We start from the raw sequence: 12939 nt of genomic DNA on the forward strand, positions 1-12939 counted from the left end.
AGATCATCTCGGGGGCGAACTTGCCTTCGTCCATCAGGCGGCCGACGCGCAATGAACCCTGCAGGCCCAGCGCGATCTCGGTCTCCATGTCGGCGAGCTTCTTCTGCACGAGCTGGGTCGCGGCGAGCGGCTTGCCGAACTGCTTGCGGTCGAGCGTGTACTGGCGGGCGCGGTGCATGCAGTCTTCGGCCGCGCCAAGGGCGCCCCAGGAGATGCCGTAGCGGGCGCGGTTGAGGCAGCCGAACGGGCCCTTGAGGCCGGAGACGTTGGGCAGCAGGGCGTCTTCCGGAACCACGACGCCGTCCATCACGACCTCGCCGGTGATGGAGGCGCGAAGCGACAGCTTGCCGCCGATCTTCGGCGCGGACAGGCCCTTCATGCCCTTCTCCAGCACGAAGCCGCGGATCTGGTTGTCGTGCGCGGCCGACTTGGCCCAGACCACGAATACGTCCGCGATCGGCGCGTTCGAGATCCACATCTTGCTGCCGGTCAGGCGATAGCCGTCGGAGACCTTCTCGGCGCGGGTCTTCATGCCGGCCGGATCGGAGCCGGCGTCGGGCTCGGTCAGGCCGAAGCAGCCGACCCACTCGCCGCTCGCGAGCTTGGGCAGGTACTTCTTGCGCTGGTTCTCGTCGCCATAGGCGTAGATCGGGTACATCACCAGCGAGGACTGCACCGAGTTCATGGAGCGGTAGCCGGAATCGACCCGCTCGATCTCGCGCGCGACGAGGCCATAGGCGACGTAGCTCGCATTGGCGCAGCCATACTCCTCGGGCAGCGTGATGCCGATCAGGCCGAGCTCGCCCATCTCGTTGAAGATCTCGCGATCGGTCTTCTCTTCGAGATAGGCCTTGGAGACGCGCGGTAGCAGCTTGTCCTGGGCGTAGGCCCGGGCGGTGTCGCGCACCATGCGCTCGTCTTCGGTGAGCTGCTCGTCGAGCAGGAACGGATCGTCCCACTGGAAAGAAGCCGCAGTCGGCTTGTCCTTGGCCTGCGCAGATGCTGTCATGGCGATGAATTACCTGGTCTTCTTGCGGTCATGATCGAGGGGGCGGACGAGCATGGCGTTGGCGCGCCGCCCCAGCTTCGCCGTCACCGGAGTTCAATGGCCTTCCATCAGTTCACGACCGATGAGCATCTTGCGGATTTCGGTCGTACCTGCGCCGATCTCGTACAGTTTGGCATCGCGCAGCAGGCGACCTGTGGCAAAATCGTTGATGTATCCGTTGCCGCCGAGAAGCTGGATCGCATCGAGCGCCACCTGGGTCGCGCGCTCCGACGCGAACATGATGGCGCTGGCGGCTTCCTTCCTGAGCGGCATTCCCCGGTCTGCAGCCGCAGCAACTGTATACAAATAAGCTCGTGCGGCATTGAGCGAGGTCATCATGTCCGCAAGCCTGCCCTGGACCAGCTGGAATTCCCCGATCGGGCGGCCGAACTGCTTACGCTCGCGGACATAGGGCAGGGCGATATCCAGCGCCGCCTGCATCAACCCGATGGAGGCGGACGAGGCAACGATGCGTTCGTAGTCGAGCCCCTTCATCAGCACCTGGACGCCGCCGTCGAGCTTTCCCAGAACATTCTCTTCCGGAACCTCACAGTCCTCGAATATCAGCTCGCATGTGCCGGAGCCGCGCATGCCGAGTTTGTCGAGCTTCTGGCCCTGGCTGAACCCGGGTGAGTTCCGCTCCACGATGAACGCGGTGATGCCGCGCTTGCCGGCATCTGGCGTGGTCTTGGCGTAGATGATGTAGACGTCGGCATGGTGTCCATTGGTGGTCCACATCTTGGTGCCGTTGAGGACAAATCTATCGCCGCGCCGGGTAGCCTTGAGCGACATGCTCACGACGTCCGATCCGGAGCCTGCTTCGCTCATGGCGAGCGCCCCGACGTACTCTCCCGAGATCAGCTTCGGCAAGAAGCGCTTTCTCTGTGCGGCGCTGCCGTTGAGGCGGATCTGATTGACGCACAGGTTGGAGTGGGCAATGTAGGAAATTCCGATCGAGCCGGACGCGCGCGAGACCTGCTCCGAAGCGACGACATGGGCAAGATAGCCGAGGCCCGCTCCGCCGTCGGCCTCGTCAGCGGTGATGCCGAGAATGCCGAGCGCGCCGAGTTCGGGCCACAGTTCGCGCGGGAACACGTCGGTCCGGTCCACCCTGTCGGCCAGGGGCGCAATTCGCTCCGCGGCAAACGCCGCAACCGTGTCACGGATTTGGCTCGTGGTTTCGTCAAGCAGGTAGAGATCAGTCATCTCAGCGTCCCTTGAACTGAGGGGCTCGTTTTGCGGCGAATGCGGCGAAGCCTTCCGCGGCGTCCGCGGACGATAGCAGATCGCGGAGGCCGGCTCGCTCGATGTCGAAGCTTTCGGCGAGACTGAGCGAACGCGACTTTCGGATGAGGTCGAGGGTCTTTGCGATGGCCAGCGGGGCGTTGGCGGCAATACGACCGGCGATCTTCAATGCAGTGTCGAGAAGCGCATCGACCTCGACCACGCGGCTGACGAGCCCGATACGAAGTGCTGTTGCGGCGTCGATCGGGTCACCCGTCAACAACATTTCCGCTGCCACGGCCGGCGCGACGAAGCGGGGCAGGCGGCTTGCTCCTCCGGCGCCGGCCAGGACACCGATCTGAACCTCCGGCAAGCCGAATCTGGCTTTGGTGTTGGCAATGCGGATATCGGACGCCAGAGCGAGTTCGAGGCCGCCGCCGAAGGCAAGACCATTGACCGCCGCAATGATCGGCTTTCTCGTCGGATAGACGCGGGTCAACCCGCAGAAGGTCCCGTCATCGTCATTCAACTGACTGCGGTCACGAATATCGGGGAGGAGCCGCTCGATATCGCCGCCGGCGCAGAACGAACCGTTCGTGCCAGTCAGCACGATGCAGCGCACGTCCTCTCTCTGCTCGGCCCAGGCCCATGCTTTGCGCATCAGGGCGTCCGTTGCGGGATCGATGCAATTGAATTTTTCCGGCCGGTTGATGGTGATCAGCGCTACGCCGGGACGGATCAACTCGCGAAGGACAGTCATGAATTGACCTTGCTGCAAGGTTCGCGCCGGATCATGTCCTTCGATCGATCGTAGGTATGCTTCGGGAAAGCATTGTGCATCTTCGCCGGATTGTCGGCGGCTGGCGAGCCTTTGGTTCGGTGCCGAGTATTCTGCGACATTTAATCGCCCCTCGCTTGTCGTGACCGTTCTTTCCGGTGGACGGCGTATCAAATCCAATCTAGGAATGCAACGGTCAACCGTTTGTTTATTGTCGGAAGCCGTCATGAAACAGGAATCGTCGGTGATCTCACAGCCGGGCGTCGTGACGTGTCAGGTCGACGCGCGGGGCGTTGCGCGGATTGCGCTTAATCGCCCTGAACTGCACAACGCCTGGAATCCCGAGCTGGTTGTTGCATTGAACGATGCGGTCGTGCGCGTGTCGCAAGAGCGAGATGTCCGCGCGGTTGTTCTCGCGGGAGAGGGCAGGAGTTTCAGCGCTGGAGGCGATCTGCGGTGGATGCGTGGCATTCTGGATCTCTCCTCTGAGCAGCGCCGTCAGGATGCGCTTCGGATCGGCGCGTTGCTTGTGGCTGTGGACGCATGTCCGAAGCCGGTCATCGCCCGCGTCCATGGTGCGGCGATCGGCGGGGGATTTGGTCTGGTTTGCTGCAGCGACATTGCGATTGCAGGCACGCAGGCGTCGTTCGGCTTGTCGGAGGTCAGACTCGGCATTGTCCCGGCGATGATTTCGCCTTTCGTCGTTGCTCGGCTCGGCGAAGCGTTGGCGCGGGCGCGCTTCTTGACTGGTCGTGATCCGGTGTCCGCTGCCGATGCGCTCGCATTCGGTATCGTGCATCGCGTAGTCGAGCAGGACGAACTGGATGCGGCTGTAGAGGAGGAGGTCGGCGCGATCCTGAGGTCGGCGCCGGGTGCGATCGCCGAAACCAAGCGGCTATTTCACAGGGCGGGCGGACTATCCAAGGGTGAGATGATCGCCGAAGCGGCGGATGCTCTGGTCAAGAGGTGGGAGACGGCAGAGGCGCGCGAAGGCTTGCAGGCGTTTCTGGAGAAGCGAAAGCCTGCCTGGCGATAAAACGGACAGGCAACCGTTTTTTTATTGCAGCGCTTGCGGAGCCTTGCTAACGGTAGCGGCGGCGAGGCCCGTTCAAGAGGTCGGCGCGAGGGGGCGAGATGCTCGAGGTCGAAAATCTCCAGGTCGTCTACAACAACGCCATTGAGGCCGTTCGTAATGCCTCGCTGACGGTCGGTGTCGGCGGCATGACGGCGCTGCTCGGCGCAAACGGCGCCGGCAAGACGACGCTGCTGAAAGCCATATCCGGCGTTCTCTATCCAGAAGACGGCTCAATTCGCGACGGGCTGATCAAGTTTGAAGGGCACGATCTGACGTCGCTTGCGCCTGATGAGATCGTGCGGCTCGGCATCGCGCATGTGCCGGAAGGGCGCAGGCTGTTCATCGAATTGACTGTGGAAGAAAACCTCGTTGTGGGAGGTCACATCGCCGAACGGGCCGACGTCGCGCGCAGGCTTGAGGAGATCTACGCTTTATTTCCGCGGATCAAGGATAAGCGCGCGGTTCTCTCCGGATACTTGTCCGGCGGCGAGCAGCAGATGGTGGCCATCGGGCGAGCGCTGATGACGAATCCTCGCCTCTTGATGCTGGACGAGCCGTCCCTCGGCATTGCGCCTCTGATGGCGCAGGCGATCTACGCGGCGGTCGAGCGTCTGTGTCGCGACAACGGTCTGACAGTGCTGTTGGTTGAGCAGAACGCTCAACTCGCGCTCGATGCTTCGCGTCAGGCCTACGTTCTCGAAAACGGTCGCGTCGTGCTCGATGGGACTTCGGACGAGCTCAAACGCAATGAAGACGTTTGCGAATTCTATCTGGGCCTTGGTGCCAAGGGGGATCGGCGCAGCATGCGCGAGGTGAAACATTATAAGCGCCGGAAGCGGTGGCTGTCGTGAGTTCGATTCTGGATGTCGAAGGGCTGGGCAAGGCGTTCGGCGGCGTGCAGGCCGTGCAGGACGTCTCGTTTTCGGTCGAGCAGGGTACGATTTGCAGCTTGATCGGTCCCAACGGGGCCGGCAAGACCACTGTCCTCAACATGATCAGCGGTCTCGTGCCGCCGACGACCGGGCGCGTGAGTTTCGAGCGGCGCGACATCACGAACTCTCCTGCCTATCGCATGGCGAGTCGCGGCCTGGGTCGCACGTTCCAGAATCTGGCGGTCTTCGCCCACGCCTCCGTGGTGGACAACATTCTGGTCGGGATGCACGCGCGGCTTTCGGCCGATCCGCTCACGGCGGCGGTCTATTGGGGACGTGTCCGCAACGAGGAGATCAAGGCCCGGCGCAGGGTCGAGGAAATCATCGACTTTCTTGAGATCCAGAATGTGCGGGATCTGCCGGTGGGTACGTTGTCGTACGGCTTGCAGAAGCGGGTGGAGCTCGGTCGAGCGCTGGCCATCGAGCCGCGGCTCCTTCTCCTTGATGAAATGGTGTCGGGCATGAACCAGGAGGAAACCGAGGACATCGCGCGTTTCATTCTCGATATCAAGGAGCAGCTCAACGTCACGGTGCTGATGGTTGAGCATGACATGGGCATCGTGATGGATATATCGGATCAGGTCGTCGTCCTGGAGTTTGGGCGGAAGATTGGCGACGGCACTCCAACGCAGGTCTCGCAGGATCCGCGGGTGATGGCGGCCTATCTCGGCGGCGCGGGCGAAGCGGCATGAGCAATCCGATCCGCGATCTGGCTCGTGCCGGAAATCTACCACTGCCGCAACTCGTTCGGCTCTGGAGCGAGATCCAGCCGGATCGACTCGCTTTCCGGGAAAAAGAGCTCGGCATCTGGAAGCGCGTAACTTGGGGCGAGTACGCCCGCAACATGGATCTCGTTGCGCTCGGGCTATCGGAGCTTGGATATGGGCCAGGCGATCGGATGGCGATCGCCGGCGAGGGGGTTCCGGAATGGATGTACGCCGACCTCGCGTCGCAGTCGCTCGGCGGGGTTTGTGTCGGTCTGTATCCGACCAGCCCCTGGCCGGAACTGGCCTACATCCTCCAGAACTCCGGCGCGCGGGTTGTCGTGTGCGGCGACCAGGAGCAGGTCGACAAGATCCTCGAAGCACGCCGGCGCACAGATCTGCCCAATCTGTCCTGGATCGTCTACGTCGATGACAAAGGCATGCGAGGCTATCAGGAGGATGGCCTGATCAGCTTCGCCGACCTGATCGAGCGCGGCCGGCGTCGGCTGGAGCAGGAGCCTGCGGCGCTGGTCGCTCACAAGAAGCAGATGGCGGAGCGCTCGCCGGACGAACCCGCGATCATTGTCTACACCTCGGGCACAACCGGCGCGCCCAAAGGTGCGATGCTGTCGCATCGAAACATGCTGGTAGCCGCCTGCAGCGTCGTCGATACCTTCGGCTACGACGGAAATAATCACGAGGTCCTCTGCTATCTTCCGCTCTGTCACGTCGCTGAGCGATCATTCTCGACGGTGATGCAGCTCTGTTGCGGCTCCGTGGTGAATTTCGCGGAGTCGGTCGACACCGTTTCTGCAGACCTGCGCGAAATCGGGCCGACCCTGTTCCTCGGCGTTCCGCGCATCTGGGAAAAGCTACAGCAGACCATTGATATCAAGATCAGGGAATCCTATCCGCTGCACCGCTGGGCGTATCAGTTTGCGCTATCGCGGGCATTACCTATCGCGCGGCGCGAGATTGCGGCCGGCGGCCAGCGGAGGACCCTGCGCGACAGGATCATGGCGTGGTTGCTCTATGTGCTGATGTTCCGCAACATTCAGCGGTTCCTGGGTCTCTATCGTGCTGCTGCCTGCTTCTGCGGAGCGGCGTCAGTGTCGCCCGAGACGCTTCTGTTCTTCCGCTGCATCGGGCTTCCAATCTACCAGGTCTACGGGATGACGGAAACGGCCGCCGTCGCCTTTCAGCAGCAGCCCGGACGAACTGCCTTCGGATGTGTCGGGGTTCCGATCCCCTCGCTTCAGTATCGTCTCGGTGAGGACGGCGAGCTGCTGATGAAAGGGCCGACCGTATTTCTGGGCTATCTCGATGCTCCCGAAGCGACGGCAGCGGTGATGAATGACGGCTGGATCGCGTCCGGGGATATCGCGGCGGTCGTCGACGGCGAGGTGCAGATCATCGACCGCAAGAAGGATCTCATCATCACGTCCGGAGGCAAGAACATTTCGCCTTCGGAAATCGAGCATGCGCTGAAGGAGAGTGCCTATGTCCGGGAGGCGATCGTGGTCGGGGATGGCCGCAACTTCGTCTCGGCGCTGATCCAGATCGACTACGACACCGTGGGCAAGTGGGCGCAGGAGCGTCAGCTCTCGTTCACGACGTTTCGTAGCCTGACATTGGTCGCCGACGTGCGTGAACTGATCGGGCAGGACGTGCAGAAGGCCAATTCCCGCTTCGCACGGGTGGCGCAGGTGCGCAAGTTCGCTCTGTTGAGCAAGGAGCTTGACCATGACGACGGTGAGTTGACCGCTACCATGAAGGTTCGGCGCAAATCGATCGAACAGAAATTCGCGCAAGAAATCTCCGAGCTTTATGGAGCACGAGCTTGAACTATTTTTTTTGCTCTTCTTGGGTCGGGGCTGGCGGTCGGCGCAATCTACGGTCTCGTCGCGATCGGGTTCGCTATCATCTACCGGGCGACCCGGGTCATCAACTTCGCCCTGGGCGAGATGATGATGCTGAACGCATACATCGCCCACACCATCGGCGTTCACACCGGGCTCGGCTTCTGGGGCCTGGTGCCCGTCGTCATTGCGGTGTCGCTGTTGCTCGGTCTCCTCATCGAATTTGTCCTGATCCGTCCGATGATCGGGGAGCCTACGATATCGATCGTGATGATGACGGTCGGCCTTGCAGTCTTCATCAGGTCACTGGTCGTTCTGGTCTGGGGCGCAGCGCCGCTGGAATTTTCTGCTTCGCCGGGAGACATCGTTTTGTCGCTCGGCCCCGTTCGTCTCTATCTGGCGCAGGCCATCGCGATCGGATTGTTGCTCGCGATCATGGCGGGATTCGCGGTGTTCTACCGCTACACGCGATCCGGCATTGCCATGCGCGCCGCCGCCAACGACGAGACCGTCGCGCTATTGATGGGCATCGATGTGCGACGGATCTATGCGCTGGCCTGGGTGCTCGCCGCGAGTACGGCCGGACTCGCCGGGCTCCTGATCTCGACAATCTATGAACTCGGCCCGGATATGTCGGCTTTCGGCCTGCGGGGATTTCCGGCGACGATCCTCGGTGGGCTCGACGCGGTAGGCGGCTCGGCCGCGGGCGGCTTCATCATTGGCATCCTTGAGAACCTCGGCGAGGGCTACGTAGGGCGCGGCCTCAAGGAGATCATCGGCTTTGTGATCATTCTGGTGGTTCTGATGATTCGACCCTTCGGTCTGTTTGGCACGCGCAACGTGGAGCGAGTCTGATGCGGGCGGGACATTTCAAGCAGAGCTACCCCGAGCTGGTCGCGCTGACCGACTCCGGCGCGGTCAAGGCATGGACAGTGACGTTGCTGGTCGCCTGCATGGCCTTGCCGTGGGTTGCCAGCTCCTATGTACTGGCGCTGGCGACCACTATTCTCATCACCGGGATAGGCGTTGTGGGCCTCAACCTGCTGACAGGAGTGTGTGGCCTGATCTCGCTCGGTCATGCCGGTTTTCTGGCGATCGGCGCCTACACTGCGGCCGTCCTCGCCGTCGACTATGCGGTGCCTGTCGTTCCAGGCATCATCTGCGGCGGTCTTTTGGCGGCGGCATTATCCCTGCTGGTCGGCATTCCCTCGCTGCGGCTGAAGGGACTCTATCTGGCGATCACGACTCTCGCGTTCACGATCATCGTGACGCACTCGATCCTGAACCTGGATTGGCTGACGCGCGGATCGGCCGGCCTGTCGCTTCCGGCAGCCGATCTGCTCGGCGTTTCGCTCGCCGGCAAGGTGTCGTTCTATTATTTTAGCCTGGCGGTCTGTGTGCTGTTCGTTGCCGCGGCGACGAACCTGATGCGTAGCCGGATCGGACGCGCCTTTGTCGCCATCCGGGATCACGACATCGCGGCCGAGATGATGGGTATCAATCTGGTTGCCTACAAGCTGATGGCCTTTGCTCTCTCCGCGTTCTTCACCGGTGCGGCCGGGGCGCTCGCCGCCTACCAGGTGCGTTACATCAATGTCGATAGCTTTGCCGTACTCGTGAGCATCGAAGCTCTGGCGATGATCATCGTCGGGGGGCTGGGGTCGATCGCAGGCGCCATTCTCGGCACCATTTTCATGTCGCTGCTGCCCGAGTTCACCAGGTGGTTGTTCGATGCGCTTGGCAGCGGGTTGACGGAGACCTTTTCGACACGCGCGCTCGAAGTGCGAGGTCTGATCTATGGCGTCGTGATCATGACCGTACTGCGGGTACAGCCCGACGGACTGATCGGGCTGTGGCGCGATGCGAAGCGACTTTGGAGCAACTGGCCGTTCCGTTACTGAAATCCATAGAAACGACAGGGAGAAAGTGATGCATTTGATGAGAAGAGTCGCGGGCGTTCTGATGCTGGGGGCACTTGCCGGTACTGCGCATGCAGCTGACCCCGGAATCACCGACAGAGAGATCAAGATTGGCGAGGTGCTGCCGCTCACTGGACCCGTGAGCTTTGCCGGCGAAGCGCACTATCTCGGCACCAAGGTCGCGCTTGCGGAAGCCAATGCTACCGGCGGAGTGGCGGGGCGCAAAGTTGTTGCGGTGACCGAGGACGACGGTTATGTCCCGGCGCGCGCGTTCCAGGCGGCCCAGAAGCTCTTGGCCGAAGGCGTGTTCGCCGTTACCGGAACTTCCGGCACCAGTCATCTGAACGCGATGATGCCGCTGTTCATCGAACAGAAGGTCCTCACCATCGTTTCGATTAATCCGGCCGAGCAGGCCTACAATCCGGTCAAGAAGAACATCTTTGTCATCGGGACCGACTATGGCAACGCCCTTTATGCGGTGGTCAAGTACGCGGTCGAAAAGTTGGGCAAGAAGGACGCCCGTTTCGGCGTGATCTACCAGGACGACGACTTCGGTGCGAACAACCTGCTCGGCTACCAGCGCGCGGTTAAGGACTTTGGTTTGAAGAACGTGCTGGAGATTCCGTATAAGCGCGGCCAGAAGGACTTCTCGGCCGAAATGCTGCGCGTCCAGAATGAGAATGTGGGGTTCATCGCGTCGGGCGGCATCATTGCGGAGAACGTCGCGATTTTCAAGGAAGCCAAGAAGCTCGGCTTGAAGGATTTGCGTGTTGGGACGGTGTGGACCGCCCACCTCCCCATCGTGCAGCAGCTCTCAGGCGAGGCGGGTGACGGCTACTACACGGCCGATTACATGTCCGACCTTTCCGACGCCGACGCCGCGCCGTTCGTGGAAGTCGCCAAGAAGTATCTCTCCGCCGACGAGATGAAGAAGGTGAACCGCTACACCATGGCGTCCTACAGTGGCGCCAGCATCCTGATCCAGTCGATGCGTGCCTGCGAAAAGGATCTCACACGCGATTGCGTCATCGGCCAACTCGAGAGCGGCAAGAAGTTTTCCGTGAACGGCGCCACGGCTCCGTTCGGCTTTTCGCCCAGCAAGCACTTCTCTGACTCGCCGGTGCGCGTCTTGCAGAACGATTTCAAGAATGCGCGCTTTGTCCGCGTCCCAGAGTAGGGCTGCATAAGCCCATGCTTTCACGCCCGTTTTCTGCGTTCGAAATGCTATATGTAGGATCGCAGAATCGGCACGAAGGGACGAATTGATGGCAAGGACCACAGGCTCGACCGGGGTTAAGACCAAGGAGACCATCCGGAAGGCCGCCATCAAACGCATCTATCAGCATGGTTTCGAGGCGATGAAGCTTCGCGACCTTGCTGATGATGTCGGAATCCAGGCCGGGTCGCTCTATAACTACATAAAATACAAGGAAGATTTCCTTTACTCGCTGCTCAAGGAGGTTCTGCTCGAACTGCTTGACGGTCTGGCGAAGGATCTGAACGGCCCCGAGACGCCGCTTGCGGCCCTCGAGGCGTTCGTTGCATTCCACCTGCGCTGGCACACGGCTCGGCGGGAGGAGGTCTTCATCGGCAACATGGAGCTCCGCAGCCTATCCGGGCCTCATCTGAACGAGATCGTGCGGCTTCGCGAAACGTACGAACGGAAGCTGCGCGATATCCTCGAGTGGGGAAACAAGGAAAAGATCTGGCGGGTGCGTGATCCCAAAGTGACGACTTACGCAGTGATCGCCATGCTCACCGGCGTGTGCAACTGGTATCGCCCCCGAGGGAGATTGTCTCAGGACGAGATCATCGAAATCTACCGCGAATTGGTGCTGCAAGGTATCGGCCTGATCAAGAAGTAGCGCGCCCCGGCTGGTCCGAGCCGCGTCGCTGCTGTGACTAATAAAAAAACGGTCAACCGCTTGTTTTTTTGCGCGAGGCCATCTAACAATTGAGTGTCTCGACCGGGCATCATTGTTCGATGTGGACCGCAAAAGACGGAGAGTGAGATGCGATTTCGTAAGCCGTTGGCATTTTCCCATGCGATTGCCGCGACCTTCAGCGGGGTGGAGACAGCGTCCCCGTCGGCGATCCGCGATCTTCAGGAACATCGTCTCAGGGTGCAGCTCGATTATCTCGCGGCGCGATCGGCCTTTTATCGGCGCCGCTTCCGCGCGGCGAATATCGACGTGTCGCGTATCCGTACGATCGAGGATCTGGCGCGCGTGCCGTTCACGACCAAGCAGGACTTGCGCGACAGCCTTGCCGCAATGCCCCCGCTCGGCGAACATCTTGCAGCGTCGCTCGAAGACGTGGTGCAGATCCAGGCGTCCTCTGGCACGACGGGCAGTCCGTCCTATGTCGGTTTGACTGAGGCAGATGTGCTTGCCTGGCAGGAAATGACTGCGCGCGCACTGTTCGCGTGCGGGATGAGGCCGGGAGATCTCGTGCTGCACGGCTTCTCCATGAGCAAGGGATTTGTTGGCGGCATTCCGATTTTCCAGGCGATCCAGTATCTGGGTGCGCGCGATATTCCGATCGGCGCGGACGGCGGTTTCGACCGGCTGCTGATCGCCTGCCGCGATCTTCGTCCGCGTTGCATCGTCGGCACTCCGAACTTTCTGCTCTTCCTCGCAGAGAAGGCAAAGGAGCTCGCTGGTGTCGAAGCGGCCGACCTCGGGGTCGAATGCCTGATCGTGGGCGGGGAGCCCGGCGGCGGCATTCCGGCCGTGCGTCAGGCCATCGAGCAGCGCTGGAATGCGACCTGCCGCGAGCTGATGGGTGGCACCGATCTGGGGTGCACTTATTGGGCCGAGAGCAACGCCGACGGCGGCATGTACATGGTCGCGCCCGATCATATCCTGGTTGAGCTGATCGATCCGGAAAGCGGCGACGTTCGGCCTTTCGATGTCGGCGCGACGGGCGAGCTTGTCTATACTGCGCTTGGCCGCGAGGCGTCGCCGGTGTTGCGGTTCCGAAGTGGCGACCATGTCATCGTGACGAGCGACGGGCGCTCGGGCGGGGTGCGGACAACGCCCGCCGTCCGGTGTTTCGGTCGCACCGACGACATGCTGATCGTGCGTGGGGTCAATCTGTTTCCGTCGGCGGTCCAGGACGTCGTTGCCGCGACGCCGGGGACAAATCGCGTCATGCGCGTTGTCGCCGACTTCCCCGGTCACACGACCCAAGACAATCTGAAGGTTCTCGTCGAGCGCGCCGAGGGAGCGGATCCGAAAGGCGATGCGGTTCTCAAGAGCAATATTGAGGGACGCATTCGAAACGCGCTGTCGGTCAAGGCCGACGTCACGATCATCGACGCGAATTTCTTCGAAAAGCCCGGCGCGCGAAAGGTGTCGTTGACGCTGCGAAAGATGCCTGAATTGAGGGGGATGTGAGG

General features: G+C 61.6%; 12 protein-coding genes. 9 read left to right on the plus strand and 3 right to left on the minus strand.

What is annotated here, in order from left to right:
- From AC630_RS02220 to AC630_RS02230, 3 genes are all read right to left on the minus strand, one after another.
- Positions 1–1009, minus strand: a 1009-nt coding sequence (locus tag AC630_RS02220) for an acyl-CoA dehydrogenase family protein (protein WP_074116854.1), incomplete at its 3' end; no start/stop codon positions are given.
- Positions 1010–1102: 93 nt separating this feature from the next.
- The gene (locus AC630_RS02225) at positions 1103–2254 is read right to left on the minus strand and encodes an isovaleryl-CoA dehydrogenase (protein ID WP_074116855.1); all 1152 of its coding nucleotides are present in this window, start codon (positions 2252–2254) and stop codon (positions 1103–1105) included.
- A gap of 1 nt (position 2255) precedes the next feature.
- Entirely contained in the window at positions 2256–3278 is a 1023-nt protein-coding gene (locus AC630_RS02230; RefSeq protein WP_208866947.1) for an enoyl-CoA hydratase/isomerase family protein, read from the minus strand.
- Between AC630_RS02230 and AC630_RS02235 the strand changes: the two genes are divergently transcribed.
- From AC630_RS02235 to AC630_RS02275, 9 genes are all read left to right on the plus strand, one after another.
- Positions 3277–4086, plus strand: coding sequence for an enoyl-CoA hydratase-related protein (locus AC630_RS02235; protein WP_074116892.1), 810 nt, complete (start codon positions 3277–3279; stop codon positions 4084–4086). The two genes, AC630_RS02230 and AC630_RS02235, sit on opposite strands and share 2 nt — an antisense overlap.
- Positions 4087–4184: 98 nt before the next feature.
- A complete protein-coding gene (locus AC630_RS02240; protein WP_074116857.1) occupies positions 4185–4976 on the plus strand; it encodes an ABC transporter ATP-binding protein in 792 nt (263 codons plus the stop codon).
- Positions 4973–5749 carry an ABC transporter ATP-binding protein gene (locus AC630_RS02245; RefSeq protein ID WP_074116893.1) on the plus strand — a complete coding sequence of 259 codons (777 nt, stop codon included), beginning with the start codon at positions 4973–4975 and terminating at the stop codon, positions 5747–5749. The genes AC630_RS02240 and AC630_RS02245 overlap by 4 nt, the downstream gene beginning before the upstream one ends.
- Positions 5746–7605 (plus strand): AMP-dependent synthetase/ligase, encoded by a 1860-nt coding sequence (locus AC630_RS02250; RefSeq protein ID WP_074116858.1) that lies wholly within the window; start codon positions 5746–5748, stop codon positions 7603–7605. The genes AC630_RS02245 and AC630_RS02250 overlap by 4 nt, the downstream gene beginning before the upstream one ends.
- 30 nt (positions 7606–7635) lie before the next feature.
- The gene (locus tag AC630_RS02255; RefSeq protein WP_283808378.1) at positions 7636–8475 is read left to right on the plus strand and encodes a branched-chain amino acid ABC transporter permease; all 840 of its coding nucleotides are present in this window, start codon (positions 7636–7638) and stop codon (positions 8473–8475) included.
- A complete protein-coding gene (locus AC630_RS02260; RefSeq protein WP_074116860.1) occupies positions 8475–9521 on the plus strand; it encodes a branched-chain amino acid ABC transporter permease in 1047 nt (348 codons plus the stop codon). The genes AC630_RS02255 and AC630_RS02260 overlap by 1 nt, the downstream gene beginning before the upstream one ends.
- Before the next feature lie 37 nt (positions 9522–9558).
- On the plus strand, positions 9559–10716 hold the full coding sequence (locus AC630_RS02265; protein ID WP_167561118.1) for an ABC transporter substrate-binding protein: 1158 nt from the start codon (positions 9559–9561) through the stop codon (positions 10714–10716).
- 88 nt (positions 10717–10804) lie between these two features.
- On the plus strand, positions 10805–11404 hold the full coding sequence (locus tag AC630_RS02270) for a TetR/AcrR family transcriptional regulator (RefSeq protein ID WP_074116862.1): 600 nt from the start codon (positions 10805–10807) through the stop codon (positions 11402–11404).
- Between the two features lie 147 nt (positions 11405–11551).
- A complete protein-coding gene (locus AC630_RS02275; RefSeq protein ID WP_074116863.1) occupies positions 11552–12937 on the plus strand; it encodes a phenylacetate--CoA ligase family protein in 1386 nt (461 codons plus the stop codon).
- Positions 12938–12939: the final 2 nt, after the last annotated feature.

This window comes from Bradyrhizobium sp. AS23.2, from assembly GCF_001908185.1.
Lineage (GTDB): Bacteria > Pseudomonadota > Alphaproteobacteria > Rhizobiales > Xanthobacteraceae > Bradyrhizobium.

Excerpts from the sequence above, each read along its gene's own strand:
- AC630_RS02260 (WP_074116860.1), top strand. The coding sequence starts at position 8,475 with ATGCGGGCGGGACATTTCAAGCAGAGCTACCCCGAGCTGGTCGCGCTG.
- AC630_RS02230 (WP_208866947.1), bottom strand. The coding sequence starts at position 3,278 with ATGACGGCTTCCGACAATAAACAAACGGTTGACCGTTGCATTCCTAGA.
- AC630_RS02275 (WP_074116863.1), top strand. The coding sequence starts at position 11,552 with ATGCGATTTCGTAAGCCGTTGGCATTTTCCCATGCGATTGCCGCGACC.
- AC630_RS02270 (WP_074116862.1), top strand. The coding sequence starts at position 10,805 with ATGGCAAGGACCACAGGCTCGACCGGGGTTAAGACCAAGGAGACCATC.
- AC630_RS02235 (WP_074116892.1), top strand. The coding sequence starts at position 3,277 with ATGAAACAGGAATCGTCGGTGATCTCACAGCCGGGCGTCGTGACGTGT.
- AC630_RS02250 (WP_074116858.1), top strand. The coding sequence starts at position 5,746 with ATGAGCAATCCGATCCGCGATCTGGCTCGTGCCGGAAATCTACCACTG.
- AC630_RS02240 (WP_074116857.1), top strand. The coding sequence starts at position 4,185 with ATGCTCGAGGTCGAAAATCTCCAGGTCGTCTACAACAACGCCATTGAG.
- AC630_RS02265 (WP_167561118.1), top strand. The coding sequence starts at position 9,559 with ATGAGAAGAGTCGCGGGCGTTCTGATGCTGGGGGCACTTGCCGGTACT.
- AC630_RS02225 (WP_074116855.1), bottom strand. The coding sequence starts at position 2,254 with ATGACTGATCTCTACCTGCTTGACGAAACCACGAGCCAAATCCGTGAC.